Source organism: Thermomonas haemolytica, assembly GCF_004346265.1.
In the GTDB taxonomy this organism is placed as follows: Bacteria; Pseudomonadota; Gammaproteobacteria; order Xanthomonadales; family Xanthomonadaceae; genus Thermomonas; species Thermomonas haemolytica.
The window spans coordinates 17714-44062 of record NZ_SMAP01000007.1 but is presented as its reverse complement, the minus strand read 5'-3'; the positions used below and the strand labels follow the sequence as shown (position 1 = coordinate 44062).

Sequence of the window (26349 nt, the reverse complement as noted above, 5' to 3'; positions counted from 1 at the left end):
AGGGCCGCGGCCGAGACTGTCGCGATGGTGACCCCGATCGCGGCCCCGGCATCCTCTACCGTATCGACGCCCCTGCGCCGCCTGAAGGTGGCGATTGCGGCGATGTCGGTCGCGCCGTTCGGGCCGGCCAGCGCGGCGCTGCTGCTGGCCGGGGTTGGCGCCGCCCTGGCGCTGCCGTCGCTACCGCCCTGGCCACTGCTGGCTGTTGCCGGCGTGCTGGGCCTGGGCCTGTTCCTGCGGGGCGGCATCCCGCGCTTGATTGGCGGGTTCCTGCTCGGCCTCGCTTACGCGGGGCTGCAGGCTGCGGTGGTCCTGGCGGCGCAGCTGCCGCCGTCGCTGCAGGGGCAGGTGGTGCGGCTGCAGGGGCAGGTGCTGGAGCTGCCGGTGCACGAGCCGCGCCGGACCCGGTTCCTGTTCCAGCTGGACGATGCGGCCACGCTGCCGCCGGCGCTGCGTGGGCAGCGCCTGCGCCTGGCCTGGTACGAGGACGATCCGCGTCCGCGCCTGCAGCTGCGCGCCGGCAGCCGTTGGGTGCTGCAAGCGCGGCTGCGCGCCCCGCGCGGACTGCGCAATCCCGGCGGTAGCGATGCCGAGATGTACGCGCTGGGCGCGCGCATCGCCGCCAACGGCACCCTGCAGAAACCAGCGACGGCGCGGCAGGTGACAGCCCCGGCCGGGATCGACGCCTGGCGCGAGGACATGAGCGACCGCATTGCCGCGGCGGTGCCCGGGTCTTCCGCGCGCTACGTGCAGGCGTTGGCGCTGGGCGATACCCGCGCGCTCGACACCCGCGACTGGACGCGCCTGCGTGCGGCCGGGCTGACCCATCTGATCGCAATTTCCGGCTTCCATGTCGGCCTGGTGGCGGGGTTCTGCGCCCTGCTGGCGGGCGCGCTGTGGTGGCTGTGGCCGCCGCTGTGCCGCTGGCTGCCGCGGCCGTTCGCGGCCGGGGCGGGGGCGGTGCTCGGGGCCTTCGGCTATGCGCTGCTGACTGGGATGGCGGTGCCCACCGTGCGCACTGCGGTGATGATCGCGGTGCTGGTGCTGGCGCGCTGGCTGCGGCGGCGGCTGGGGATGGCCGATACGCTGGCGCTGGGCGTCTGGGTGCTGCTGGTGCTGGACCCGCTGGCAGTGCTCGGGGCCGGTTTCTGGCTCAGCTTCGCCGGGGTGGCCTGGCTGCTGTGGTGCCTGCCGGAGGGCGATGGCCGCGGCTGGCGCGGCCTGCTGGGCGGCTTCCTCGCCGCGCAGGGGGTGGCCAGCCTGGGGCTGTTGCCGCTGTGCGTGGCGCTGTTCGGCCAGGCATCGCTGGCCGGGCCGCTGGCCAATCTGGTGGCGGTGCCGTGGTGGAGCCTGGTGGTGGTGCCGCTCAGTCTTTTGGGCGTCCTGGCCGAGACCCTGCACGCGGGCTGGGGGGCGTGGTGCTGGCAGACTGCGGCGGCCTGCTTCGACCTGCCTTGGCCGCTGCTGGCGGCGATCGCGGACAGCCCGCTGGCGCTGGCCTGGCTGCCGCAGTCACGCTGGTATGGGGTGCCGCTGGCCCTGCTCGGGGCGCTGTGGCTGCTGCTGCCGCGCGGGCTGCCCGGGCGCTGGCTGGGGCTGCTGCTGTGGCTGCCGCTGCTGCTCCCGCCGCGCGAGCTGCCGGCCGCAGGCGAGGCGGAACTGGTGGTCATCGACGTCGGTCAGGGCCTGTCGGTGCTGGTGCGCACGGCCGGGCATGCCCTGCTGTACGACATGGGGCCGGCGCTGCCGGATGGATTCGATGCCGGCGAGCGCGCGGTGGTGCCGGCCCTGCATGCGCTGGGTGTGCGCCATCTCGACCTGGCCATCATCAGCCACGGCGACAACGACCATGCCGGCGGGCGCGAGGCAGTGGCGGCGGCGTTTCCGTTGTCGCGGGTGCTGGCGCCCGAGGGCAGCCCGGCGCGCGGCGATGCGCCCTGCCTGGCGGGCCAGCAATGGCAATGGGACGGCGTGCGCTTCCGCGTACTGCATCCGGGGCCAGATTTTCCTTATCTGGGCAATGAGGCGGCCTGCGTGCTGCGGGTCGAAACCTCGCATGGGAGCGCATTGCTGCTGGGCGATGTGGGGCAGTACGTGGAGCGCAAGCTGCTGGCCGAACAGCCCGCCGCGCTGCGCAGCGACGTGGTGCTGGTGGCGCACCACGGCAGTGCCGGCTCGTCCGCGCCGGAGTTCGTGGCGGCCACCGGTGCGCGCCTGGCGCTGGTGTCCTCCGGGGCCGACAACCGCTTCGGCCATCCGCGCGCGCAGGTGGTGCAGCGCTGGTGCGGGGCGGGCGCCGAGGTGCTGGACAGCGCGCGCTCCGGCGCGCTCCGGGTCTGGCTGGCGGCGTCCGGCCTGCAGCTGCGCGAGCAGCGCAGCGCGCAAGCGCGGCCGTGGGATGCGGTGCGCAGGCGCGGCCAGGTGGCTGGGCTATGCTACGCGCCGGAGTTTTCGCGGCCATGGCGGCCGGAGGTGTGATTCGTGCTGGAACTGATCAAGGCCGGTGGCTGGCCGATGATCCCGCTGCTGCTGCTGGCCGTGGCCGCGCTGGCCATCATCATCGAGCGCTTCTGGAGCCTGCGCCGCGAGCGCGTGTTGCCGCCCGGGCTGGGCGAGGAAGTGCGGGAATGGGTGGGCCGCGGCAAGCCGCTGGAGCCGGCGCACGTGGAGTCGCTGCGCGCGACCTCGCCGCTGGGCGCGCTGCTGGCGGCCGAGCTGGACGTGCGCGGGCGCGGGCGCGAGGTCATGCGCGAACGGGTCGAGGACGTGGGTCGCCATCTGGTGCACCGGATGGAGCGCTACCTGAACGCGCTCGGCACGATCGCCGCCGCCGGACCGTTGCTGGGCCTGTTCGGCACCGTCGTCGGCATGATCCAGATGTTCCTCGGCATCCTCGACCATGGCATCGGCGATGCCAACCAGCTGGCCGGCGGCATCGGCAAGGCGCTGGTATGCACCGCCACCGGCATGGTGGTGGCGATCCCGGCGCTGGCCTTCCACCGCTATTTCCGCGGCCGCATCGCCAGCTATATCGTGGACATGGAGCACGAGGCGATGCAGCTGTCGGACGTGCTGGACGCCGCGTCCGGCGCCGCCGCGGGCCGGAAGAAGGGCTGAGCGCGGATGCGGATCGCCGACCACCGCAGCGACGACATCCCCGAGATCAACCTGGTGCCGTTGATCGACGTGGTGCTGTGCCTACTGATCTTCTTCGTGGTGACCACCACCTTCGATGCGCGCTCGGTGCTCAAGCTGCAGCTGCCGCGCGCCGACGGCCAGCCGGCGGATGCGCGCGTGCAGCCACTGGGCATCCTGATCAATGCCCAGGGCCGCTATTTCGTGGGCGACCGCGAGCTGCTGCGCACCGACGTGGAATCGCTCAAGCAGGCGCTGCGCGAGGTCGCCGGCGAGGATCGCGATCGGGTGGTGCTGATCCGCGCCGACGCGCGCACGCCCTGGCAGGCGGTGGTGACCGCCTACGAGGCGCTGGGACAGCTCGGCTTCCGCACGGTGGCCAACGCCACCGCCCCGGAAATCGATGGCGCGCGGGGGGGGACTCCGTGAGCCTCCCGCCTTCCGCCTGGGCGATCTACCGGCGCTTGCTGGGGCTGGTCGGCCCCTACCGTGGGGTGCTGCTGCTGGCGCTGCTGGGGCTGGTGGTGGAGGGTGCGGCGGCGGGCGCATTCGGCGTGCTCACCAAGCCGATGGTCGACGAGACCTTCGTCGCCCGCAACCGCGAGTTCGGCCTCCTGCTGCCGCTGGCCATCGTCGGCATCTTCGCGGTGCGCGGCATGGCCGGCTACCTGACCGACCTGTACATGGCCAAGGCCGCGCGCGGGGTGGCGCGCGACATGCGCGTGCGCGCGATGGACAAGTACCTGCGCCTGCCGGGGCTGCGCTTCGACGGCGAGCCGGTGCCGTCGATGCTGGTGCGGCTGGGCTCCGACAGCGACCAGGTGGCGCAGGCAGTGGTGGATGCCGGCAAGGTCATGCTGCAGCAGTCGTTGCAGGTGGTGGCGATGCTGGCGGTGATGCTGTATGCCAGCTGGCGGGTGACGCTGGCGGTGCTGCTGCTGGGGCCGCTGATCGCATGGATGATGGACAAGGTGGGCCGCCGCTACCGCCGCTACGGGCACAAGGTGCAGGAGACCTCGGCGCAGATGATGCTGGCCGCCGACCAGGCGCTGTCCAACCAGCAGGAAGTGAAGGTGTACGGCGCGCGCGAAATGGAGATGGCGCGCTACACGAAACTGGCGAACGACAATCTCCGCCTGAGCCTGAAGGTGGAGGCCACCCGCAGTATCTCCTCGGCCCTGGTGCAGCTCACGGGCGCCGTGGGGTTGGCGTTGCTGCTGTATTTCGCGGGACGCGAGGCACTGGCCGGGCGCCTGACCGCAGGCGGGTTCGTGCAGCTGATGATCTCCATGCTGGCGATCATTCCCGCGCTCAAGCAGCTGACCAATGTGCAGGGCATGTTGCAGCGCGGGGTGGCCTCGGCCGAGCGCCTGTTCCACGTGCTGGACGCCGAGGACGAAGTGGATACCGGCACCCGCCCGCTGCAGCGCGCGCAGGGCCTGATCGAGTTCCGTGATGTCAGCCTGCGTTACCCAGGCCAGACGCAGCCGGCGCTGGAGCGCATCAGCTTCATCGCGCGCCCGGGCACGGTGACCGCGATCGTCGGTCGCTCCGGCAGCGGCAAGTCCAGTCTGGTCAAGCTGATCCCGCGCTTCTACGACCCCGATGGCGGGCAGATCCTGCTGGATGGGCATCCCATCTCCGAGTATCGCCTGGTCGACCTGCGCCGGCAGCTGGCGATGGTCGGCCAGCAGGTCATGCTGTTCGACGGTAGCGTGGTCGAGAACGTGGCTTACGGCGAGTTGCAGCAGACTACGTCGGAGGACGTGCAGCGGGCGCTTTCCGGGGCCAATGCGATGGAGTTCGTGGCGCACATGCCCCACGGCGCGGATACCCACATCGGGGTCAAAGGCGGCAAGCTCTCGGGAGGGCAGCGCCAGCGCCTGGCGATCGCCCGCGCGATGCTCAAGGATGCGCCCATCCTGATCCTGGATGAAGCCACCGCGGCCCTCGACAACGCCTCCGAGCGCCTGGTGCAGGAGGCGCTGGCGCACCTGATTCCGGACCGCACCACCCTGGTGATCGCGCACCGGCTCTCTACCGTGGAGCACGCCGACCAGATCCTGGTGCTGGACGAGGGTCGGCTGGTGGAGCAGGGCACCCATGCCGAGCTGCTGGCGCGCGGCGGCGTGTACGCGCATCTGCACGCCATGCAGTTCCGGGAGGCCGGCGCTTGAACCCGCGGCGCATGCCGCGCACGCCCGCCTGGTGGTTCGACGGCAGCCCGCCACCGGCCTGGGCGCGCCTGCTGGCCCCGCTGTATGCCGCGATGGTGGCACTGCGCCGCCTCGGCTACCGCCGCGGCTGGCTGCGTCGCCGGCATCCGGGGGTGCCGGTGGTAGTGGTCGGCAACCTGGTCGCCGGCGGCAGCGGCAAGACCCCCCTTGTGCTGGCGCTGGTGGAGCACCTGCGCGCGGCGGGTTGGACGCCCGGGGTCGCCAGCCGCGGCCACGGCCGGCATGCGCCGGGCACCCCGCGCTGGGTGGAGGCGGGCATGCCGGCTGCGCTCTGCGGTGACGAGCCGCTGCTGATCGCGCAGGCCACCGGCGTGCCGGTACGGGTGGACCGCGACCGCCTGGCCGCTGCGCGCGCGCTGGCCGCGGCCGGCTGCGACATCGTCATCTGCGACGACGGCCTGCAGCATTACCGGCTGGCGCGCGACGTCGAGATCGAGGTACAGGACGCGCGCCGGCGCTATGGCAACGGCCGCCTGCTGCCGGCCGGGCCGCTGCGCGAGCCGCTGGAGCGCGCCGCCGATTGCGACCTGCGGGTGCTCAACCTCGGCGTGTCGGCGGGCGAGGAAGCAGACGCGACGGGGAGCAACGAGTGGCCGATGTGGTTGTTGCCGGGCGAGCTGCGTCCGCTGGCCGGGGGGCGGTGCCTGCCGCTGGCTGCCCTGGCGGGGCAGCGGGTGCACGCGGTGGCCGGGATCGCCGAGCCGGAACGCTTCTTCGCCATGTTGCGCGCGGCCGGGGTCGCGGTGGTGCCGCATGCCTTCCCCGACCATCACGCCTATGCGCCGGAGGACTTCACGTTCGGCAGCCCGTTGCCGGTGCTGATGACCGAGAAGGACGCGGTGAAGTGCACCGCCTTCGCGCGCCCGGACTGGTACGCGGTGCCGGTGCGCGCGCAGCTGCCGCCAGGGTTCTGGCAGGCATTGCTGGCGCGGCTGCCGGCGCGCGCAGGCTGAGCGCCGCCGCGGCCGCGGTTCACCTTCCGGATGGCGAACGGCCATAATTTCCGCATCCATCCCCCGCAGACGTCCTGCATGCACACGCCCGAGTTCATCGTCGCGATTCCCGCGCGCTTTGCCGCCTCGCGCCTGCCGGGCAAGCCCCTGCGCACGATCGGCGGCCTCCCGATGGTGCTGCACGTGGCCCGGCGCGCGCTGGCCGCCGGCGCACGTGCAGTGTGGGTGGCTACCGACGACGACCGCATCGTCGGGGCGCTGGAGGGCAGCGGCGTGCAGGTGGCGATGACCTCGCCCGCGCATGCATCTGGCACCGATCGCCTGGCCGAATGCGCGCGCATTGCCGGCTGGGCCGACGATACGATCGTGGTCAACCTGCAGGGCGACGAGCCCTTCGCGCCGGCCGATGGCATCGCCTGCGTGGCGCGCACGGTGGCCACCAGCGGCGCCGGCATCGCCACCCTGGCGACGCCGATCACGGAGGTCGAAACCCTGCTCGATCCGAACGCGGTGAAGGTGGTGCGCGCCGCCAGCGGCGATGCGCTGTACTTCAGCCGCGCGCCGGTGCCGTGGCCGCGCGATGCGTTCGCGCGTGACCGCAGCGCGATGCCGGAAGGGGAATGGCTGCGCCACATCGGCATCTACGGCTACCGGGTGGCGGCGCTGCGCGCGTTCGCGGCGTTGCCGCCGGGGCGGCTGGAGCAGGTGGAGGCGCTGGAACAGCTGCGCGCGCTGGAAGCCGGCTGGCGGATCGCGGTGGCACTGGCGCCGTCGCCGTTCCCGCCGGGCGTGGATACGCCGGAGGATCTCGTGCGCGCCGAACGCATCTACACGGAGCAATACGCAGGGAACACGCATGGTTAGACCGATCGGCATCCTGATGGTGTGCTTGGGCAATATCTGCCGCTCGCCGACCGCCGAGGGCGTGCTGCGCGCGCGCCTGGACGCGGCCGGGTTGAGTGAGCGGGTGCGGGTGGATTCGGCCGGCACCGGCGATTCGCACCTGGGCCAGGCCCCGGACCCGCGCGCGATCGCCTGTGCGGCCGGGCACGGGATCGATATTTCCGGCTTGCGCGCGCGGCGCCTGGCGGCCGAGGACTTCGATGCCTTCGACCTCGTGCTGTGCGCCGACCGCACCATCCTGCACGAGGCCCGCATCCGCAAGCCACGCACCTCGCACGCGCAGGTGGAGCTGCTGCTGGAGTGGGCCGGGCTGGGCAAGAAGGACGTACCCGACCCGTACTACGGCACCGCGCGCGACTTCGAGCATGCCTTCCGGCTGGTGGATGCCGCCGCGCAGGGGATCCTCGAACGGGTGCGCCAGGGGCGGCTCTGAGCCGATGGCCCGGCGCGCGCCGCCCGTCCCGGAGTTCGATGGTCGCGCGTTCGCCGCGGCGCTGCCGCTGGCGCCGGGCGTGTACCGCATGTTCGATGCCGCCGGAGGGCTGCTGTACGTCGGCAAGGCGCGCGCGCTGCGCAATCGCGTCGGCAGCTATTTCAACGCCGCGCCCAAGCCGGCGCGGATCATGGCGATGCTGGCCCAGGTGGCGCGCATCGAGACCACCGTCACCCACAGCGAAGCCGATGCGCTGCTGCTGGAAAACCAGCTGATCAAGTCGCTGCAGCCGCGTTACAACGTGATGCTGCGCGACGACAAGAGCTACCCGTTCGTGCTGCTGACCCGCGAGGAGTGGCCGCGGCTGGCCTTCCATCGCGGCCCGCGCGCGGTCCCGGGGCGCTACTTCGGCCCATACCCGAGCGCCGCCTCGGTGCGCGAGACGCTGGATTTGATGCACAAGCTGTTCCGCCTGCGCAGCTGCGAGGACAGCGTGTTCCACAACCGCAGCCGGCCCTGCCTGCAGTACCAGATCGGCCGCTGCAGCGCGCCCTGCGTGGGGCGGGTGGAGGCGGCCGAGTACGCGGATGCGGTGCACCGCGCCGGCCTGTTCCTGGAGGGCAAGGGCCAGCAGCTGGGCGAGGAGCTGGCGGCGGCGATGCAGGCGGCCAGCGCGGCGCTGGAGTTCGAGCAGGCCGCGCGCCTGCGTGACCTGATCGCGACCATCCGCAAGCTGCAAGCGCGGCACACCATGGATGGGCGTGATGCCGACCTCGACGTCCTGGGGGTGGCGATGCAGGGCGGGGCGGCCTGCGTGCTGCTGCTGGCGTTCCGCGGCGGGCGCAACCTCGGCACGCGGGCGTTTTTCCCGAAGACCAACGGCGAGGACAGCGCGGGCGAGGTGCTGGCGGCGTTCGTCTCGCAGTACTACGCCGAGCAGCCGCCGCCGGCGGAGATCGTGCTGGACGGCGACATCCCGGAGCGCGCGCTGATCGAGCAGGCGCTGTCGGAACACGCCGGGCGCAAAGTCGCCCTGCGCACCAGCGTGCGCGGCGAGCGCGCCGCCCACCTCGCGCTGGTGCGCCGCAATGCCCAGCTGGCGCTGGCCACCGAGCTGGCCAGCAGCGGCGCGCAGCAGGCGCGGGTGGAGGCCCTGCGCGAGCTGCTGGGCCTGCCCGAGCCGCCGGCGCGGATCGAATGCTTCGACATCAGCCACACCCTGGGCGAGGCCACGGTGGCCTCGTGCGTGGTGTTCGACGCACAGGGCCCGGTGCGCAAGCAGTACCGGCGCTACAACATCGCCGGGATCGCGCCGGGCGATGACTACGCGGCCATGCACCAGGCGCTGCAGCGGCGCTTCCGGCCCGCCGTCGAGGGCACGCCCGACGCCGTGTTGCCGGACGTGCTGCTGATCGACGGCGGCGCGGGGCAGGTGGCGCAGGCGCGCGAGGTGCTGACCGATGCCGGCATCACCGGGGTCGTGCTGGTCGGCGTGGCCAAGGGCCCGGAGCGCAAGCCGGGGGCCGAGACCCTGCTGCTGCCGGATGGGCGCGAGGTGCAACCCGGGGCGGCCTCGCCGGCGCTGCAACTGGTGCAGCAGGTGCGCGACGAGGCGCACCGCTTCGCCATCACAGGCCACCGCGGCAAGCGCCAGAAGGCGCGCAGCAGCAGCCGGCTGGAGGACATTCCCGGGATCGGGCCGCGCCGGCGGGCTGCGCTGCTCAAGCATTTCGGCGGGCTGCAGGGGCTCAAGGCCGCGCCGGTGGACGAGATCGCCAAGGTCGAAGGCGTCAACCGCGCGCTGGCCCAGCGCCTGTGGGATGCCCTGCACGGGCTGGCGCAGGCCGCGCCGGGCGAGGGCGACCAGTAGAATACGCGGATGACGCTGACCGTCCCGACCTGGCTGACCCTGGCCCGCATCGCCCTGATCCCGGTGCTGGTGGCGGTGTATTACCTCGACTACCGCTGGTCGAACCTGGCCGCCACCGTGGTGTTCGTCGCGGCCTCGGTCACCGACTGGCTGGACGGCTGGATCGCGCGCCGCTACCGCCTGTTCTCGCGCTTCGGCGCGTTCCTTGATCCGGTGGCGGACAAACTGATGGTCTCCACCGCGCTGGTGATCACCGTGCAGCACCACCACACCGTGTGGATGGCGCTATGGGCCAGCGTGATCATCGGCCGCGAGATCGCAGTGTCGGCCCTGCGCGAGTGGATGGCCGAGCTGGGCCAGCGCGCCAAGGTCGCGGTGGCACTGGTGGGCAAGGTCAAGACCATCGTGCAGATGGTGGCGCTGGGGTTCCTGCTGTACCGCGCGCCGGTGCTGGGGATCCCGGTGTTCCTGATCGGCGAGTGGCTGCTGGCGGCGGCGGCGATGCTGACCCTGTGGTCGGGCTTCGAATACCTGCGCGCGGCCTGGCCGACCCTGCTGGCGGACGAGCCGCGGACCGGAGATGAAAAAAATCCGTGAGACCCTGTTGACGCCCTGAAAAAAGCCCGTAGAATGGCGGGCTCAACGCGGGAATAGCTCAGTTGGTAGAGCACGACCTTGCCAAGGTCGGGGTCGCGAGTTCGAGTCTCGTTTCCCGCTCCAAATTCTGCAAGAACAGCTAATGTTCGAGAAGCCCCGTCCGCGGGGCTTCGTTTTTTCCGGAGCCTGCTCCGGCGTGCCGGGGCGAAGCCTCCGCAGTCGCGCAAACGCGCGCGATGTGGAAGAATCGCGGGGCACGGAACACGTCATCCGGCCGGGTGGCAGAGTGGTTATGCAGCGGACTGCAAATCCGCGTACGCCGGTTCAATTCCGACCTCGGCCTCCAATCGAACGCCCCGCGGAAGCGGGGCTTTTTTTGTTCGACGAAGTCGGGCGCATGCGGCCGCGGCGGGTCGCCGTGCCGTTGGCATGCCGCGCCTGCGCCGGCGTGGGGCGATGTGGACCGATCGCCGGCGGCCTGCCGCGGTCGCGCCGTGCATCCCGGCCATCACCACCTTCGCGGTAAGCTTCCCGCACAGCCCGGATGGCGAAACTGGTAAACGCAAGGGACTTAAAATCCCTCGGCCGCAAGGCCATGTCGGTTCGATCCCGACTCCGGGCACCACCTTCGCAGGGAGCTGCCGTGGCCCGCTATGCCGTGTACATCGCCAGCCTGCTGCTGGCGCTGGTTTTCCTGCTGCTCTCTGCATCGCATCCGCATGCGTGGTGGGGCGTGGCGGTGTTCGGCGCGCTGGCGGCGCTGGGCACGGCCGACCTGTTGCAGCGCAAGAGCACGTTGCGGCGCAATTACCCGGTGCTGGCGCACCTGCGCTACGGGCTGGAGACCATCGGCCCGGAGATGCGCCAGTACTTCATCCAGTCCGATACCGAGCAAGCGCCGTTCTCGCGGGAGCAGCGGGCGCTGATCTACCAGCGCGCCAAGCACGTCAGCGACGTGCGTCCGTTCGGCAGCCTGCAGGACGTGTACGGCATCGACTACGAGTGGATCAACCACTCGCTGGCGCCGGTGGAAGTGGCCGATCCCGACTTCCGCATCCTGATCGGCGCCGGCTGCGCGCAGCCGTATTCGGCCAGCGTGTTCAACATCTCGGCGATGAGCTTCGGCGCGCTCTCGCCCGCCGCGATCCGTGCGCTCAACGCGGGCGCCAGGCGCGGCGGCTTCTACCACGACACCGGCGAGGGCTCGATCTCGCCCTACCACCGCGAGGGGGGCGGCGACCTGGTGTGGGAAATCGGCTCCGGCTATTTCGGCTGCCGCGATGAGGACGGCCGCTTCAGCGAGGAACGCTTCGCCGCGCAGGCGCGCGATCCGCAGGTGAAGATGGTCGAGGTGAAGCTGTCGCAGGGCGCCAAGCCCGGCCACGGCGGGGTGCTGCCGGCGGCCAAGCTGACCGCCGAGATCGCCGCCACCCGCGGGGTGCCGATGGGCCGCGACTGCGTCTCGCCAGCAGGGCATTCGGCGTTCTCCACCCCGCTGGAGCTGCTGCAGTTCGTCGCCCGCCTGCGCGAGCTCTCCGGCGGCAAGCCGGCCGGCTTCAAGCTCGCGATCGGGCACCCGTGGGAGTGGTTCGGGATCGCCAAGGCGATGGCCGAACAGGCCGAGTCCCAGCCCGAGCTGCTGCCGGATTTCATCGTGGTGGATGGCGCCGAGGGTGGCACCGGCGCGGCGCCGGCCGAGTTCATCGACCATGTCGGGGTGCCGATGCACGAGGGCCTGATGCTGGTGCACAACACCCTGGTCGGGCTGGACCTGCGCCAGCGCATCCGCATCGGCGCTGCCGGCAAGATCGTCAGCGCCTTCGACATCGCGCGCACCCTGGCGCTGGGCGCCGACTGGTGCAACGCTGCGCGCGGCTTCATGTTCGCGCTCGGCTGCATCCAGTCGCTGCGCTGCCACACCAATCGCTGCCCGACCGGCGTGGCCACCCAGGATCCGGGACGCTGGAAGCGCCTGGACGTGCCGGACAAGGCGGCCCGGGTGTACGAGTTCCACCGCAACACCGTCTCGGCCCTGCGCGATCTGCTGGGTGCGGCCGGGCTGTCGCATCCCGACCAGCTCGGCCCCGAGCACATCCTGCGCCGGGTCTCGCCGACCGAAGTGCGTTCGCTGGCGGCGCTGTACCGCTATCTGGAGCCGGGCGAGCTGCTGGGCGGGCGGGTGCCGGGGCATGCCGTGTTCCGCGATTTCTGGCAGCAAGCGCGCAGCGATGCCTTCATGCCGCCAGGCCATGTCCTGCGCCTGCGGGCCAGCAAGTCGACCTGATACGCTTGCCGGCCTGCCGACCCATCCTGGTTCACTGGCCTTGGACACCCCTCTTTCCCACCTCGACCGGCTCGAGGCCGAAAGCATCCACATCCTGCGCGAGGTCGCCGCCGAGTTCCGCAACCCGGTGCTGCTGTATTCGATCGGCAAGGACAGCACGGTGCTGCTGCACCTGATGCGCAAGGCGTTCTTCCCGGCGCGCCCGCCGATCCCGCTGCTGCACATCGACAGCACCTTCGAGTTCCGCGAGACCTACGCCTTCCGCGACCAGGTACCGGCGCGCTGCGGGGTGGAGCTCCGCGTGCACGTGAACGAGGAGGGCGTGCGCCAGGGCATCAACCCGTTCACGCACGGGGCCAGCGTCTATACCGAGGTCATGCGCACGCGTGCGCTGCGCGAGGCGCTGGAGCAGGGCGGCTACGACTGCGCGATCGGCGGCGCCCGCCGCGACGAGGAGAAATCGCGCGCCAAGGAGCGCATCTTCAGCTTCCGCACCGCGCAGCACCGCTGGGAGCCGAAGAACCAGCGCCCGGAGTTGTGGAGCCTGTACAACACCCGCATCCACAAGGGCGAGTCGGTGCGCGCGTTCCCGATCTCGAACTGGACCGAGCTGGACGTGTGGCTCTACATCCTGCGCGAGGGCATCGAGCTGCCGCCGCTGTACTTCGCGAAGGTGCGCCCGGTGGTGGAGCGCGACGGCGTGCTGATCATGGTGGACGACGCGCGCATGCCGCTGCGCGAGGGCGAGGTGCCGCAGCAGAAGAAGGTGCGCTTCCGCACGCTGGGCTGCTACCCGCTGACCGGCGGGGTGGAGTCCGAGGCCGAGACCACCGCGCAGGTGGTGGCCGAGGTGCTGGCCGCGCGCACCTCCGAGCGCCAGGGCCGGGTAATCGACCACGACCCGGCCGATTCGATGGAGAAGAAGAAGCAGGAGGGCTACTTCTGATGCACATGCAGGACGCCGAGGCGCAGGTGGCCGACTACCTGCGCCAGCACGAGCACAAGCAGCTGCTGCGCTTCATCACCTGCGGCAGCGTGGACGACGGCAAGAGCACCCTGATCGGCCGCCTGCTGCACGACACCCGCCGCCTGCTGGACGACCAGCTGCACGCGCTGGAGGCCGACAGCCGCCGCCACGGCACCCAGAACGGCGCGATCGACTTCGCCCTGCTGGTGGACGGGCTGGCCGCCGAGCGCGAGCAGGGCATCACCATCGACGTGGCCTACCGCTTCTTCGACACCGAGCGCCGCAAGTTCATCGTCGCGGATTGCCCGGGGCACGAGCAGTACACCCGCAACATGGCCACCGGCGCCTCCACCGCCGACCTCGCGGTGGTGCTGGTGGATGCGCGCAAGGGCCTGCTCACCCAGACCCGCCGGCACAGCTACATCGTGTCGCTGCTGGGCATCCGCCACGTGGTGCTGGCGGTCAACAAGATGGATCTGGTGGGCTACGACCCGGCGGTGTTCGCGCGGATCGAGGAAGCCTACCGCGCGCTGGCCGCGCAGCTGGGCATCGCGCGGGTGGACGCCGTGCCGCTGTCGGCCCTGCGCGGCGACAACATGACCGCGCGCTCGCCGGCGATGCCGTGGTACGACGGCCCGGCGCTGCTGGAACTGCTGGAAACGGTGCCGATCGCGCGCGAGCGCGGCGATGCGCCGTTCCGGATGCCGGTGCAGTGGGTGTGCCGGCCCGACCAGGACTTCCGCGGCTTCGCCGGCACCGTGGCCTGCGGGCGGGTGGCGCCGGGCGACGAAGTGGCGGTGCTGCCGTCCGGGCGGCGCTCGCGGGTGGCGCGGATCGTCACCGCCGGCGGCGACCTCGCGCAGGCGGTGGCCGGGCAGTCGGTGACGCTGACGCTGGCGGATGAAGTGGATGCCAGCCGCGGCGACGTGATCGCCACCGCCGCCGCGCCGGCCGAGGTGGCCGACCAGTTCGCGGCGCACCTGCTGTGGATGGGCGATGCGCCGCTGCTGCCGGGGCGGCCCTACCTGCTGAAGCTGGGCACGCGCACGGTCGGCGCCTCGGTCACCGAGATCAAGCACAAGATCGACGTGAACACCCAGGACGCGCTGGCGGCCAAGCACCTGGAACTGAACGAGGTCGCGGTGTGCAACCTGCACCTCGACCAGCCGGTGGTGTTCGCGCCGTATGCCGAGGACCGCACCCTCGGCGGCTTCATCCTGATCGACCGCCACAGCAATGCCACGGTGGCCGCCGGCACCCTCGATTTCGCCCTGCGCCGCGCCGCCAACATCCACTGGCAGCACCTGGACGTGGACAAGGCCGCGCGCGCGCGGATCAAGCACCAGCCACCGCGCTGCGTGTGGTTCACCGGCCTGTCCGGTGCCGGCAAGTCCACCATCGCCAACCTGGTGGACCGCAAGCTGCTGGCAATGGGGCGGCACGCTTACGTGCTGGATGGCGACAACGTCCGCCACGGCCTGAACAAGGACCTCGGTTTCACCCCGGAGGACCGGGTGGAGAACATCCGCCGGGTGGCCGAGGTGGCCAGGCTGATGACCGACGCCGGGCTGATCGTGCTGGTCAGCTTCATCAGCCCGTTCCGCGCCGAACGCGAGATGGCGCGCCGGCTGTTCGCGCCCGGCGAGTTCCTGGAGGTCTTCGTGGACACGCCGCTGGAAGAAGCCGAGCGGCGCGACGTGAAGGGCCTGTACGCGAAGGCACGGCGCGGCGAACTGCGCAACTTCACCGGCATCGATTCGCCCTACGAACCGCCGGAACACCCGGAACTGCACCTGCACACCCACGGTGCCGACCCGGTGGCGCTGGCCGACCAGGTGGTCGCGGCGCTGGGGCTGGAGGACTAGCGCTTACCGCGCCAGCCGCAGGCGCAGGCCGTATTCGCGGGTCCAGCCGCTGGTTGCCAACTGCATGCGGCCGTCGGAGACGATCGGGGTTCCGGACTGGGGGGTGGATTCATGCCGCGCCAGTATCCGCGATCGCCGTGGCGTGAGTCAGTCGATCGCCCGCGCCATTCAGGCTCGAATGTCCCCCGGGACTTTTCGCGGCAAAATGGCGCGTCCTGTAACGGCCCCGGAACTGTGCGCATGCCCTCGCTGTCCCACCACGTCCCCGCGCCCGCAGTGGTGCCGGCCGGCACCACGCTGACCATCGCACGCCCCGACGACTGGCATCTGCACCTGCGCGATGGCGAGGCGCTGGCAGCGGTGCTGCCGCACACGGCGGCGCAGTTCGCGCGGGCGATCGTGATGCCGAACCTGCGGCCGCCGGTGACCACCACGGCGCTGGCGGCGGCCTACCGGGAGCGGATCCTGGCGGCGCGGCCGGCGGGCTCGGACTTCCAGCCGCTGATGACGCTGTACCTCACCGACAACACGCCGGCGGAGGAGATCCGCGCCGCCAAGGCCAGCGGCTTCGTGCATGCGGTGAAGCTGTATCCGGCGGGGGCGACCACCAATTCCGATTCCGGCGTCACCGACCTGCGCCACGCCCGCGCGGCGCTCCAGGCCATGCAGGAGACGGGCATGGTGCTGGCGATCCACGGCGAGGTGACCGACCGCGACATCGACGTGTTCGACCGCGAGAAGGTGTTCATTGAGCACACGCTGATCCCGCTGCGCCGCGAGTTCCCGGGGCTGCGCGTGGTGCTGGAGCACATCACCACGCAGGACGCGGCCGACTACGTGCGCGAGGCCGACGGCGAGATCGCCGCCACCATCACCGCGCACCACCTGCTGTACAACCGCAACGCGATCTTCAGCGGCGGCCTGCGCCCGCATTACTACTGCCTGCCGGTGCTCAAGCGCGAGCGACACCGGCACGCGCTGCTGGAGGCCGCCACCAGCGGCAACCCGCGCTTCTTCCTGGGCACGGATTCGGCCCCGCACGCCCGCGGCGACAAGGAAGCCGACTGCGGCTGCGCCGGCTGCTATACCGGCCTGCACGCGTTGGAGCTGTACGCCACGGCGTTCGAGGCCGCCGGCCGGCTGGAGCGGCTGGAGGGCTTCGCCAGCCACTTCGGCGCGGATTTCTACCGCCTGCCGCGCAATACCGGCACCGTGACGCTGCGCAAGCAGGACTGGGTGATCCCGTCTGAATTGCCGTTCGGTGAGCGCACGCTGGTGCCGCTGGCGCAGGGCGAGACGCTGGGCTGGCGGCTGCTTGGCTGAACCGTTTTCCGCCCGCAGGCCGTTGCGCTTACGCTATCTTCGTCGTTCCTGTTCCCCCGCAGGTGAGTCCCATGAAAGCGACCGTCGTCGGCCTGGTCACGCCGCATGTCCTGAAAGTGATCGATCTCGCGCGCCAGGCGGAAACCGGCGCCAATGTGGACTGGCACGTGCGCGATGCGGCCTCGCGCACGCTGCAGGAGATCGGCGAGCAGTTCAACGCGCGCGAATTGCTGGTGGCCTATGTCAAGGGGCTGCAGGGCGCGGTGCAGGACGCGCGGGAACGCCGTGCGCCTGCTTCCTACGTGGGTGCGCTGCAGGCGGCTCTGCAGCTGGCCTTGCGCGAGTTGCCGAGGGCTTCGTGAGTTTTGTGCCCGGTTTGTGCAGGCCGGCCGGGGGCCTCCTGTAAGAAACCGTCGCCCAGCGCGACCAAGCGACTGGGTCCCTCGGGAGAAGCGGCATGGTTGCGACCGTTGCGCCTGCCTGCAGCGCGCGCCAGCATCCGGCATGCGCGCATACTGGGCCGCGTCAGGCGAGGTGCCGGACGCTCCCTGCAGGGGAACGGCGAGACGTATCCGAGGGCCGGCCATCCGGCGGTGCGCGAGGCGGTCGACAGGAGGGCTGGATGGAGGGAGGAGATGCCATGGTTGCGGAAGGGGAAGGCCCGGCCGTGGCCGCAGGGGTATTCCACGATGCGGCCTTCCTGTCTGCGCTACGGCAGCAGATGGTCCGTTTTGCCAGCCTGCAGTTGGGCGATGCGCAGCTGGCCGAAGACGCGGTGCAGGAGGCATTGATCGGCGCGATGGCCAATGCCGCGAAGTTCGCCGGGCGTGCGGCGTTCAAGACCTGGGTGTTCACGATCCTCAAGAACAAGATCGCGGATGCGCTACGCCAGCGCAGCCGTCTGGTTGAAGCCAGCCAGCTGGCCGGTGAAGAGGAGGATACGCAGGTGCTGGAGATGCTGTTCGCGCGCAACGGGCACTGGCGGCGCGACCAGCTGCCGCGGGGTTGGGACGAACCCCAGCATGCGCTTGAAAACGCGCAATTCTGGCGCGTGTTCGAGGCCTGCCTGGCCCATCTTCCGGGGCGGCAGGGGCAAGTGTTCATGATGCGCGAATTCGTGGAGCTGGAAACGTCTGAAATCTGCGGCGCGCTGGGCCTGAGCGTCAGCAATGTCAATGTCATCCTGCACCGCGCGCGCCTGCGTCTGCGCGAGTGCCTGGAAAACCACTGGTTCGTCCGGGGGGCGTCATGTTGAACTGCCAGGAGGCCACGCGTCTGATGTCCGAAGCCCAGGAGCATTCGCTGCCGCTGGCGGCGACCATCTCCCTGCGCGCGCACCTGCTGCTGTGCAGCGGCTGCCGCAACTTCGGCAGGCATCTCGATGTGTTGCGCCAGGCTTCGCGCGCCTTTGCGCAAGGGGCAGGCGAGCGCGCGGACGCGACGAGCGAGGCGGATCAGGACACTCATCGCGGCGAACGCTGATCGCCGGCGTCGCGGGTCGGGGCGGGGCCCTGCGTGGGGCAGCCGTAGCGCATCATTCGACAAGCGCCGTTATGGCGGCGCAGTGAAGGTGTCCTGGTGCTGCGATGGTGGGCCAGAACGCAATGAAAAACCCCCGGAGGGCCGGGGGTTTTCCGCAATCTGGTGGGCGGTGCAGGGTTCGAACCTGCGACCCTTGCCGTGTGAAGGCAATGCTCTACCGCTGAGCTAACCGCCCGTTGCGAGGCGCGCATTCTACAGCAACGCCCGGATTAGGCAACAGGGATTTTTCCGGGCGCCGGCAAGGCGGCCGGGCAGCGGGCAGGCGGTCACGGAAACGGCTGGGCACGCGGCATCCGGCTTGCGCATGCTGGCACGGCCCGCATAATGCCAAGTCCCCCGGGAGAGGATTCCGCATGCGCAACGGGTTGCGTTTCTTGTTGGTCTTGATGCTGGCGCTGGGCCTGGCCGCATGCGCAAGCGATGGCGGCGCGCGACGCGAGCAGGCCAATGCGGTCGCCGGCAACGCGCTGCCGCCGCCCGATACCACCACGGCTTCCGGTGCCTACGAAGGGGCGACCGACTACCGCATCGGCGCCCAGGACCTGCTGGACATCAGCGTGTTCGGGGTGCAGGACCTGGACAAGGAAGTGCGGGTGAACTCCAACGGGCAGATCTCGCTGCCGTTGATCGGCATGGTGGTGGCCGGCGGCAAGACCGTGCCCGAACTGGAGGCCGAACTTGCCAGGCGCTACGCCGATGGCTACCTGCAGAACCCGCAGGTCACTGTGTTCATCAAGGAATACACCAGCCAGCGCATCACCCTGGAGGGCGCGGTCAGCAAGCCGGGGATCTATCCGATCACGGGCAAGACCACGCTGCTGCAGGCGATCGCGCTGGCCGGCGGCCTGGATAACAAGGTGGCCGACCTCGGCGGCATCGTGCTGATGCGCCAGGTCAACGGCAAGCGGATGGCGGCGGTGTTCGACCTGCGCCAGGTGCGCCGCGGGATCGTCGAAGACCCGCAGGTGTACGGTGACGACATCGTGGTGGTCGAACAGTCCGGCAGCAAGTCCGCGTTCCGCCACTTCATCGAGACCGCCCCGGCGATCGGTGCGTTCCGCTGGTTCTTCCCCTGATCATCAAGGACGATAGTCGATGACTGACGATCGATTGCCCGCCGGGCCTACTGGTGATGACAGCCACCTCCCGGCCCGGCATGACCCGCGGCAGCCTGCAGGCGCGCTGGCGCATCCGCGCGCGCCTGGCGGGATGCTCAGCCTGGAGCTGCAGGACGAACAGCGGCGGGATGACGACGAAATCGACCTGCTGGCGTACTGGCACGTCCTGGTCAAGCGGCGGCGCCTGATCATCGGCGTGCTCGCCGCGGTGGTGGCGCTGGCGCTGCTGGTGACCCTGCTCGCCACTCCTGTTTACAGGGCTACCACGGTCCTCCAGCTCGACAAGGAAGGAGTGCGGGTCATCCAGGTCGATGGTTTGCAGCCAGGAGATGAGCGAGGCCTGGATCCGACATTCCTGCAGACGCAATACGAACTGATCAAGAGCCGCTCCCTGGCCGAGCGCGTTGCGAATGAATTGAACTTGGATCCCAAGGAACTGGAGCGCCTTGCCGACGAGGGCTGGCTGGGGCGGATGTTGGATCTGCTCAAGCCCAAGCGCAAGAAACAAGGCGCAACGGGAGAGCCGGGCAATGCATCGGCTTCTTCGCGGACTGACTTCCAGGAAGCAGTCAAATTCATCGCTGACAGCTTGAGCGTGGAACCGATTCGCAACTCACGGCTGGTGCGCATCAACTTCGACAGCACTTCCCCTGAGTTCGCCGCGCGCGCGGCCAATGCCATCGCCGAGGGCTATATCGCGGCCGGGCTGGAGCGCCGCTTCGGCGCATCTTCCTACGCCAAGACCTACCTCGAGGATCAGCTGCGGCTGACCAAGGCCAAGCTGGAGGACTCCGAGCGCAAGCTGGTCGAGTTCGCGCAGAAGGAGAGCCTGGTCAACACCGGCGAGCAGGGGCAGTCGCTGGCGGCGCAGAACCTCACCCAGCTCAACGCTGCGCTGGCGACCGCGCAGGACCAGCGCATCCGCGCGCAGGCGCGCTGGCAGCAGGCATCCAGCGGCGCCATGCCGCCCGACATGCTGAGCAACTCCAACGTGCGGGCGCTGCAGCAGCAGAAAGGGCAGCTGCAGGCGCAGTACCAGCTGAAGCTGCAGACCTTCAAGCCGGACTATCCGGAGATGCTGCAGCTCAAGAGCCAGATCGACGAGCTGGATCGCCAGATCGCCACGGAGCTGGGCGGGATCCGCGCCTCGGTCAAGGCCGAGTACGACGCCGCCGTGCGCCAGGAACAGATGCTCACCGGCCAGATCGCGGCGCTGCGCACGCAGGCGCTGGACGTGGATGGGCGCAGCATCCAGTACAACATCCTCAAGCGTGAGGTGGATACCAACCGCCAGCTTTATGACGGTCTGTTGCAGCGCTACAAGGAGGTGGGCGTGGCCGGCGACGTGCGCGCCAACAACATCTCCATCATCGATCGCGCGGAAGTGCCCACCAGCCGCTTCAAGCCCAGCCTGACCCTGAACCTGGCGATCGGCCTTCTGCTGGGCGGCGTGCTCGGCGTGTTGCTGGCGTTCCTGCTGGAGTTCCTCGACGACACCCTGAAGACCCCGGAGGACATCGAGCAGAAGCTGAAGCTGCCGGTGCTGGGGGTCATCCCCAAGCTGGGCCCGAAGGACAACATCGCGGAGGTCGCGGCCAACCCGCAGTCGGCGTTCTCGGAAGCCTATCGCTCGGTGCGCACTGCGCTGCAGTTCGCCACCGACCACGGCGTGCCCAAGACCCTGCTGGTCACCAGCAGCGGGCCGGGCGAGGGCAAGTCCACCACCGCGCTGGCGCTGGCGCGCAACCTGACACAGCTCGGCAAGCGGGTGCTGCTGGTGGATGCCGACCTGCGCAATCCCTCGCTGCACAAGACCCTGGGGCTGCGCCCGGAGTTCGGCCTCAGCAACCTGCTGGCCGGCGCCTGTGCGTTCAGCGACGCGGTGCAGGAGACCGGAGACAAAGACCTGCAGGTGATCCTGGCCGGGCCGCTGCCGCCGAATCCGGCCGAGCTGCTGTCCGGCTCCAAGCTGATCTCGCTGCTGACCGTCGGCGGCGAGCGCTACGACCACGTGATCCTCGACGGCCCGCCGGTGCTGGGGCTGGCGGATGCGCCGATCCTGAGCAATGCGGTCGATGGCACTCTGATGGTAATCCCCAGCGCCAAGGCCAAGATCAGTGCGGCGCAGTCGGCCCTGAAGCGCCTGCTGGCGGCGCGTGCGCGCGTGGTTGGCGGGCTGCTGACCAAGTACGACGCCCGCACCGCCGGCTACGGCTATGGCTACGGCTACCGCTACGATTCGTACTACGCGTATGGCGGCAAGCCGCGGTTGACCAAGGGCTGACCGGTGGACAGCGCGAAGGGGAGCGCGCTGGAATGGGCACTGGCGCTGCTGCAGGCGCCGGGGGAGCGGCACCTGCTGCGGCAGAAGCCGCTACCGGACGGGATGGAGCCGTTGCTGGCGATCGCCGCCGGCGCGGCGCCCGAAACTTTGGCCCAGGCGATGGCGACGTTCGGGGAGAGCGAATCCCGCCTGCGCGAGGCGGCGCAGTTCTACGTGCGCGAAGTGCTGTTCTTCCCGCAGGCCGACGCCTACCGCATGCTCGGGGTGGCTGCGGATGCGCCGTTCGAGCGGATCAAGGCCCACCATCGCCTGCTGCAGTCCTGGCTGCACCCGGACCGCCCGCACAGCGAGGAGGATGCCGCCTTCGCCGCGCGGGTGAACGCCGCCTGGAACCGCCTGCGCAGCCCGGAGCGCCGGCGCGATTACGACGAGGCGCTGCGCAATGCGCGCCCATCGGAGGTATTCGACAGCGGCAGCCGTCCGGCGTTGGTGCCGGGGTGGCGGCCGCTGCCCGAGCCGGTCGCGGCCGAGGTGCGCTGGCGCCGGCGGCTTCCGATCCTGGCTTTGCTGGCGCTGTGCGTGGTGCTGGCGCTGCTGGCACTGCGCGACATGGCGCGCAGCCCGGAGCCTTGGGAGGAGCCAGCCCCGGGCACGCTGGCGCAGGCCGCGGGCAGTCCTGACGATGCGGAACTGGCGCTGAGCGTGCCGCGCAGGCCGGCGCGCGGTGAGTCGCGTGGGGCGGATGGCAGGACAGCGGACAAACGGCTGCAGCCGGCGGCCCGCCCCGCACCGCGCCGCGAGGCGAGGGTGGCGGCCGAGCGACGTCCCGCGCGGCCCGCGCCGGCAGTCGTGGCTGGCGGCTCCAGCCCCGCCACGTCCAGGCCAGGCCGATCCAGGGCTGACATGGCCGTCGCGCGTGCGCCGGAGACTGCATCCCCCGGCGTGCGCGACACTGCGGCGGCCCGGCCTGCGGCGTCGGCTTCTGTCGCGGCCCCGCCATCATCGCCTCCGCCGGTCGTGGCGAATGCCGGACAGCCGCTGCAACCGGTGCCGGTTGCCGCCGCTGCCCCGGCCGTCGCACAGTCCCCGATGCCGGCACCGGCGGCCAGTGATGGCGGCGCGCCTGATTTCGCCCGCCTCCAGGCGGCGCGCCAGGCCGGCGAGATGCTGCTGCGCTTCATGCAGTCGCCGGGGCGGGCCTCGCCTCCGATCTGGAACAGCCCGCGGGTCGAGGACGAGGCCGAGCAACTGCGTCGTCGCCTGCACGCGGGCGGGCGCGTGCGCTTGTTGCAGGCGCAATGGCAGATCGGTAACGACAGCGCGGAGCTGGGCTCCGCCTTTGCGGTCGCCGGGGCTTCGCCCGCCGCCGGCCAGCTGTTGGCGCGCCTGCACTGGCGGGACGGCTATTGGCTGGTGACCGGCATCCGTCTGGAAGGAGCGCCATGAGTTCAACCGCGAAGAGTACGAATCCAGTGATGCTTCCGATGCGTGCCACCGCAGCGGGCCCGGCGTGGCGCAAGGCCTTGCTGCCGGTGCTCGTGGTCCTGGCTCTCTGGGCCGGCTGGCGGATCTACGGCCAGCTGCGTGCCGAGCAGGCCGTCGCGGACGCTGATCCAGCGCTGGCCCTGCAATGGCGGCCGGGGTTTTCCGCGGCCCTGTTGGCGCAGGCCGAGCGCCAGCTGGCCGCAGGCGATCTGCAGGCCGCACAGGACAGCGCGCGCCGGGTGCTCGCCAATTCCCCGTTGCGCGGGCAGGCGTTCCGGATCCTGGCCCAGGTGGCCGAGCGCCGAGGTGACCCGGCGCAGGCGCTGCGCCTCTACCAGATCGCCGCCAAGCGCGCCCCGCGCGACTTGCCCAGCCGTGCCTGGCTGGCCCAGCACTACCTGCAGCAGGGGCAATACGCCGCAGCCCTGGCGCAGATCGACAGCCTGCTGCGGATGTCGCCGAGCCGTGCCACCGCCATCAACCCGGTCCTCGTGCAGATGGCGCAGGAGCCGGCGTTCGCGGACGCGCTGGCCCACATGCTGGCCGGAAACCCGCCGTGGCGGGAGGGCACCCTGGCCGCATTGCGCCACCCCACGCGCGGCAATCCTGAAGCCGCCGGCCGCATCATGCAGGCCCTGCAGGCGCAGGGTGGGCTGAGCCAGGACGAATACGACCGCTGGCTGGACAGCCTGATGGCGCAGGGCCGCTGGGGCGAGGCCTATGCGCGCTGGGCCAGCAGCGCGCCGAAGCCGGATGGCCGGTTGCCGTTGCTTTACAACGGCGACTTCCGCCAGACGCCTACGAATGCCGGCTTCGACTGGCGCGTGAAGCGGGTGCCGGGCGTGCTGCTGGATTTCGTCCCGGATGCCGGCATCCGCGGGCAGGCGGCCTATCTGAACTTCCTCGACCGGCGGGTGCCGGAGGCCGGCCTCAGCCAACCGCTGCTGCTCGGGCCGGGGGCCTATCGACTCGGCTTCCGTGCACGGGCCACGGCCCTGCGCAGCGAAATGGGCCTGCAGTGGCAGGTGGTGTGCGCCGGGTCGGGCATGGTCCTGGGGCGCAGCGACCCGCTCCAGGGCAACATGGGCTGGACCCGGTTCCAGATGGACTTCACTGTGCCGGCGACGAATTGCCCGGGACAATGGCTGCGCCTGGTGAATCCGGTTCCCGCTGGCGCCGCGCAGCGGGTGTCGGGCGAACTGTGGGTGACCGGATTCACGCTTCTGCCACAAACCTGAACATAAGTCAGGGGAAAAACATCGGCTTGCCGCTTGCGTTGAAATGCCGGTGCTGCTAGCCTCTGCCTGCAGGTACACCCCCAAACCAAGGATGATTGCCATGACCAAGTTCGCCGCCGCCCTCGTCGCCGCTTCTGTCGCGTTCGCCGCCCCGGTCTTTGCGCAGCAGCAAAACGACGGCATCGTCATCCAGATCAATGCCGGTTCGGCCATGACCAGCACCGGCGGGGACTACATGAATGCCAGCAGCGGCCAGCCGGTCGTGGTGGGCGAGAAGGTGATGGTCAACGCCGGCTCCGCGGCCACGCTGGTGTACAAGAACGGCTGCAAGATGGAGCTGAAGCAGCCAGGCGTGTACACCGTGCCGGGCGACTGCAAGGTGGCGGGCTGGACCAATGACGGCATGGCGTCGGGTGCCAATGCCGCCATCATCGCCGGCGTCGCCGCCATCGGTGCCGCCGTCCTCAACAACGAGAAGGACGTGCCGGTCGGCCCGCTGAGCGCGAGCATCCGTCACTTCTGATTTTTCCGCCGCTTGGGATCTTCCCGCAGGGCAGGCTTTCAAAGCCTGCCCTGTTTGCGTTGTGGGATGTCGTTTCTTGTTGCGTCGTGGGGTGCTGACTGTCGCCAATCCTGCGGCTTGCCGGATATGCTTGAACGATGATGATCGAACGCGCCCGCGGTGCCCTGCTTCCCGCCCTGTCGATCCTGCTGCTGGCCTGCTGGTTGGGCGGTGGCGTCACCGTCGATGACACCGGTATCGATGAGGGGTTGCAGCTGCTGGCGCTGCCGGTGCTGCTGCTGGCAGCATGGCTGCTGCTGGCGGACGGCGCGTCGCGCTGGGTGCAGGCCGGGATCGCGGTGGCGCTGCTGATCCTGCTGGTGCCAGCCGTGCAGTTGTTGCCAATCCCGCAGGGGCTCTGGCTGCTGCCGCCCGCCCGTCAGGCGCTGGCGGCGGACCTGATGGCCGCTGGCGTGCAGGTCAACCCCCACTGGAGCCTCACGCCCGCGGCCACCGAGCGCGGGCTGTGGGCGCTGCTGCCGGCGCTGGCCAGTTTCCTGGCTGCCTGCGCGCTGGAGCCGCGGCAACGGCGCACCCTGCTGCAGGTCGTGCTGGCGCTGGTGCTGTTCAACGTGGCCTTCGCGTTCTTCCAGGCCGGGCTGCCGCCGGACAGCGCGCTGCGGCTGTACCAGGATTTCAGCAACGGCTTCGGCGGGCTGCTGGTCAACACCAACCACCAGGCCACGGCCTGCATCATCGGCATGGTGCTGGCGCTCGGCCTGGCCGCGGAGGCGCGGCTGCGCGAGTTGCGCGGCGAATTGCCGCCCCATCATCACTGGCGTTACCTGGGCCTGGCGGTATTCCTGCTGCTGGTAGTACCACTCTCGACATCCCGCGCCGGGATGGTGATCGTCCTGCCAGCATTGGCCGTCGCGCTGGTGATGACCGGTTTGCTGCAACTGAGAAAGATCCTGCGCCGTCGTCGATTGGTGGTGGTCGCGCTGGGTGCCCTGGTGATGGCGGTGATTGGCATTCGCGCCGGCATTGGCTGGATGGAAGTGGATGCGCTGGAGGAACTGCGCCACACGATGGCCACCGCCGCGCTGGCCATCGGCAAGACCGAGGCGCCGCTGGGCAGTGGTGTAGGTAGTTTCGTGCCCGCGTTCGAGCAGGCGGCGCCGCTGTCGCTGAAGCTGCCGCAGTACGTCAATCATGCCCACAACGAGTACGCGCAATGGTGGATGACCAGCGGCTGGTTGGGGATGCTGGCGCTGGCGGCGGTGGTCGGGCTGCTGCTGGCGGTCGGCGGGCGCCTCCAGCGCAGCGAAGGCCGCCAGGCCGTGCTGGCGGCGGCCTGCTGGGTCGCGCTCATGGCCGTACTGGCGCATTCGTGGGTGGATTATCCGCTGCGCACGCTCACCCTGATGGCCACCTGCGGCGCGCTGGCGGGGGTGATGCTGGCGGCGACGGGGGAAGCGCGCAAGCGTGAGCCGCAGTTTCCGGCGGCATTGGAAAATGCGTCGCCCGGCGGCTGAGATTTTTTCTCATAACGCTTGCCATTCTTCGCCTGGGCGGGGTATGGTGCGGCGGTGTTCAAGTCGTGAACGCCGCGA

General features: G+C 70.4%; 22 protein-coding genes and 4 tRNA genes. 25 read left to right on the top strand and 1 reads right to left on the bottom strand.

Going from position 1 to position 26349, the window contains the following annotated elements; all coding sequences use genetic code 11:
• Positions 1-24: 24 nt before the first annotated feature.
• From EDC34_RS09140 to EDC34_RS09050, 19 genes are all read left to right on the top strand, one after another.
• Positions 25-2478, top strand: a complete 2454-nt coding sequence (locus EDC34_RS09140; protein WP_240311105.1) for a DNA internalization-related competence protein ComEC/Rec2 — start codon at positions 25-27, stop codon at positions 2476-2478.
• A gap of 3 nt (positions 2479-2481) precedes the next feature.
• The gene (locus tag EDC34_RS09135) at positions 2482-3117 is read left to right on the top strand and encodes a MotA/TolQ/ExbB proton channel family protein (RefSeq protein ID WP_114960534.1); all 636 of its coding nucleotides are present in this window, start codon (positions 2482-2484) and stop codon (positions 3115-3117) included.
• A 6-nt stretch (positions 3118-3123) separates the two neighbouring features.
• Positions 3124-3564: an ExbD/TolR family protein gene (locus EDC34_RS09130; RefSeq protein WP_114960535.1), complete on the top strand. Its 441-nt coding sequence runs from the start codon at positions 3124-3126 to the stop codon at positions 3562-3564.
• Complete coding sequence (gene msbA / locus EDC34_RS09125; RefSeq protein WP_240311106.1) at positions 3561-5312, top strand: lipid A export permease/ATP-binding protein MsbA; 1752 nt, start codon at positions 3561-3563, stop codon at positions 5310-5312. The genes EDC34_RS09130 and msbA overlap by 4 nt, the downstream gene beginning before the upstream one ends.
• A gap of 11 nt (positions 5313-5323) precedes the next feature.
• A complete protein-coding gene (gene lpxK, locus EDC34_RS09120) occupies positions 5324-6325 on the top strand; it encodes a tetraacyldisaccharide 4'-kinase (protein ID WP_114960536.1) in 1002 nt (333 codons plus the stop codon).
• A 78-nt stretch (positions 6326-6403) separates the two neighbouring features.
• Complete coding sequence (kdsB, locus tag EDC34_RS09115) at positions 6404-7189, top strand: 3-deoxy-manno-octulosonate cytidylyltransferase (RefSeq protein WP_114960537.1); 786 nt, start codon at positions 6404-6406, stop codon at positions 7187-7189.
• A 4-nt stretch (positions 7190-7193) separates the two neighbouring features.
• Positions 7194-7661: a low molecular weight protein-tyrosine-phosphatase gene (locus EDC34_RS09110; RefSeq protein ID WP_114960577.1), complete on the top strand. Its 468-nt coding sequence runs from the start codon at positions 7194-7196 to the stop codon at positions 7659-7661.
• A 4-nt stretch (positions 7662-7665) separates the two neighbouring features.
• The gene (gene uvrC / locus EDC34_RS09105) at positions 7666-9531 is read left to right on the top strand and encodes an excinuclease ABC subunit UvrC (protein ID WP_114960538.1); all 1866 of its coding nucleotides are present in this window, start codon (positions 7666-7668) and stop codon (positions 9529-9531) included.
• 9 nt (positions 9532-9540) lie between these two features.
• Positions 9541-10128: a CDP-diacylglycerol--glycerol-3-phosphate 3-phosphatidyltransferase gene (pgsA, locus tag EDC34_RS09100; protein ID WP_114960539.1), complete on the top strand. Its 588-nt coding sequence runs from the start codon at positions 9541-9543 to the stop codon at positions 10126-10128.
• Between the two features lie 47 nt (positions 10129-10175).
• A tRNA-Gly gene (locus tag EDC34_RS09095) sits at positions 10176-10251 on the top strand.
• 149 nt (positions 10252-10400) lie between these two features.
• Positions 10401-10474: transfer RNA gene (locus EDC34_RS09090), tRNA-Cys, on the top strand.
• A 192-nt stretch (positions 10475-10666) separates the two neighbouring features.
• Positions 10667-10753, top strand: a tRNA-Leu gene (locus tag EDC34_RS09085).
• A gap of 18 nt (positions 10754-10771) precedes the next feature.
• Positions 10772-12412, top strand: a complete 1641-nt coding sequence (locus tag EDC34_RS09080; RefSeq protein WP_162797704.1) for an FMN-binding glutamate synthase family protein — start codon at positions 10772-10774, stop codon at positions 12410-12412.
• A complete protein-coding gene (gene cysD, locus EDC34_RS09075) occupies positions 12378-13358 on the top strand; it encodes a sulfate adenylyltransferase subunit CysD (protein ID WP_114960541.1) in 981 nt (326 codons plus the stop codon). Before EDC34_RS09080 ends, cysD begins: the two co-directional genes overlap by 35 nt.
• Positions 13358-15244: a sulfate adenylyltransferase subunit CysN gene (gene cysN, locus EDC34_RS09070; protein WP_114960542.1), complete on the top strand. Its 1887-nt coding sequence runs from the start codon at positions 13358-13360 to the stop codon at positions 15242-15244. The genes cysD and cysN overlap by 1 nt, the downstream gene beginning before the upstream one ends.
• A 240-nt stretch (positions 15245-15484) precedes the next feature.
• On the top strand, positions 15485-16567 hold the full coding sequence (pyrC, locus tag EDC34_RS09065; RefSeq protein WP_114960543.1) for a dihydroorotase: 1083 nt from the start codon (positions 15485-15487) through the stop codon (positions 16565-16567).
• Positions 16568-16638: 71 nt separating this feature from the next.
• The gene (locus tag EDC34_RS09060; protein ID WP_114960544.1) at positions 16639-16929 is read left to right on the top strand and encodes a hypothetical protein; all 291 of its coding nucleotides are present in this window, start codon (positions 16639-16641) and stop codon (positions 16927-16929) included.
• A 260-nt stretch (positions 16930-17189) separates the two neighbouring features.
• A complete protein-coding gene (locus EDC34_RS09055; RefSeq protein WP_205388069.1) occupies positions 17190-17822 on the top strand; it encodes an RNA polymerase factor sigma-70 in 633 nt (210 codons plus the stop codon).
• Entirely contained in the window at positions 17816-18049 is a 234-nt protein-coding gene (locus EDC34_RS09050) for a zf-HC2 domain-containing protein (RefSeq protein WP_114960546.1), read from the top strand. The genes EDC34_RS09055 and EDC34_RS09050 overlap by 7 nt, the downstream gene beginning before the upstream one ends.
• A 160-nt stretch (positions 18050-18209) precedes the next feature.
• Here the strand turns inward: EDC34_RS09050 and EDC34_RS09045 are convergent.
• Positions 18210-18284 (bottom strand) — tRNA-Val (locus EDC34_RS09045).
• Positions 18285-18462: 178 nt separating this feature from the next.
• Between EDC34_RS09045 and EDC34_RS09040 the strand changes: the two genes are divergently transcribed.
• From EDC34_RS09040 to EDC34_RS09015, 6 genes are all read left to right on the top strand, one after another.
• Positions 18463-19185 carry a polysaccharide biosynthesis/export family protein gene (locus EDC34_RS09040; protein WP_114960547.1) on the top strand — a complete coding sequence of 241 codons (723 nt, stop codon included), beginning with the start codon at positions 18463-18465 and terminating at the stop codon, positions 19183-19185.
• Positions 19186-19318: 133 nt separating this feature from the next.
• A complete protein-coding gene (locus tag EDC34_RS09035) occupies positions 19319-21511 on the top strand; it encodes a GumC family protein (protein ID WP_162797705.1) in 2193 nt (730 codons plus the stop codon).
• Positions 21512-21514: 3 nt separating this feature from the next.
• Positions 21515-22957 carry a DnaJ domain-containing protein gene (locus tag EDC34_RS09030; RefSeq protein ID WP_114960549.1) on the top strand — a complete coding sequence of 481 codons (1443 nt, stop codon included), beginning with the start codon at positions 21515-21517 and terminating at the stop codon, positions 22955-22957.
• Positions 22958-22986: 29 nt separating this feature from the next.
• Positions 22987-24234 (top strand): tetratricopeptide repeat protein, encoded by a 1248-nt coding sequence (locus tag EDC34_RS09025; RefSeq protein WP_162797706.1) that lies wholly within the window; start codon positions 22987-22989, stop codon positions 24232-24234.
• Positions 24235-24334: 100 nt separating this feature from the next.
• Positions 24335-24757 (top strand): hypothetical protein, encoded by a 423-nt coding sequence (locus EDC34_RS09020; protein ID WP_114960551.1) that lies wholly within the window; start codon positions 24335-24337, stop codon positions 24755-24757.
• 137 nt (positions 24758-24894) lie between these two features.
• A complete protein-coding gene (locus EDC34_RS09015; protein ID WP_114960552.1) occupies positions 24895-26271 on the top strand; it encodes an O-antigen ligase family protein in 1377 nt (458 codons plus the stop codon).
• Positions 26272-26349 lie beyond the last annotated feature (78 nt).

Excerpts from the sequence above, each read along its gene's own strand:
- EDC34_RS09140 (WP_240311105.1), top strand. The coding sequence starts at position 25 with ATGGTGACCCCGATCGCGGCCCCGGCATCCTCTACCGTATCGACGCCC.
- EDC34_RS09130 (WP_114960535.1), top strand. The coding sequence starts at position 3,124 with ATGCGGATCGCCGACCACCGCAGCGACGACATCCCCGAGATCAACCTG.
- lpxK (WP_114960536.1), top strand. The coding sequence starts at position 5,324 with ATGCCGCGCACGCCCGCCTGGTGGTTCGACGGCAGCCCGCCACCGGCC.
- kdsB (WP_114960537.1), top strand. The coding sequence starts at position 6,404 with ATGCACACGCCCGAGTTCATCGTCGCGATTCCCGCGCGCTTTGCCGCC.
- uvrC (WP_114960538.1), top strand. The coding sequence starts at position 7,666 with ATGGCCCGGCGCGCGCCGCCCGTCCCGGAGTTCGATGGTCGCGCGTTC.
- pgsA (WP_114960539.1), top strand. The coding sequence starts at position 9,541 with ATGACGCTGACCGTCCCGACCTGGCTGACCCTGGCCCGCATCGCCCTG.
- cysD (WP_114960541.1), top strand. The coding sequence starts at position 12,378 with ATGTCCTGCGCCTGCGGGCCAGCAAGTCGACCTGATACGCTTGCCGGC.
- cysN (WP_114960542.1), top strand. The coding sequence starts at position 13,358 with ATGCACATGCAGGACGCCGAGGCGCAGGTGGCCGACTACCTGCGCCAG.
- pyrC (WP_114960543.1), top strand. The coding sequence starts at position 15,485 with ATGCCCTCGCTGTCCCACCACGTCCCCGCGCCCGCAGTGGTGCCGGCC.
- EDC34_RS09060 (WP_114960544.1), top strand. The coding sequence starts at position 16,639 with ATGAAAGCGACCGTCGTCGGCCTGGTCACGCCGCATGTCCTGAAAGTG.
- EDC34_RS09055 (WP_205388069.1), top strand. The coding sequence starts at position 17,190 with ATGGAGGGAGGAGATGCCATGGTTGCGGAAGGGGAAGGCCCGGCCGTG.
- EDC34_RS09050 (WP_114960546.1), top strand. The coding sequence starts at position 17,816 with ATGTTGAACTGCCAGGAGGCCACGCGTCTGATGTCCGAAGCCCAGGAG.
- EDC34_RS09040 (WP_114960547.1), top strand. The coding sequence starts at position 18,463 with ATGCGCAACGGGTTGCGTTTCTTGTTGGTCTTGATGCTGGCGCTGGGC.
- EDC34_RS09035 (WP_162797705.1), top strand. The coding sequence starts at position 19,319 with ATGCTCAGCCTGGAGCTGCAGGACGAACAGCGGCGGGATGACGACGAA.
- EDC34_RS09025 (WP_162797706.1), top strand. The coding sequence starts at position 22,987 with ATGCTTCCGATGCGTGCCACCGCAGCGGGCCCGGCGTGGCGCAAGGCC.
- EDC34_RS09020 (WP_114960551.1), top strand. The coding sequence starts at position 24,335 with ATGACCAAGTTCGCCGCCGCCCTCGTCGCCGCTTCTGTCGCGTTCGCC.
- EDC34_RS09015 (WP_114960552.1), top strand. The coding sequence starts at position 24,895 with ATGATGATCGAACGCGCCCGCGGTGCCCTGCTTCCCGCCCTGTCGATC.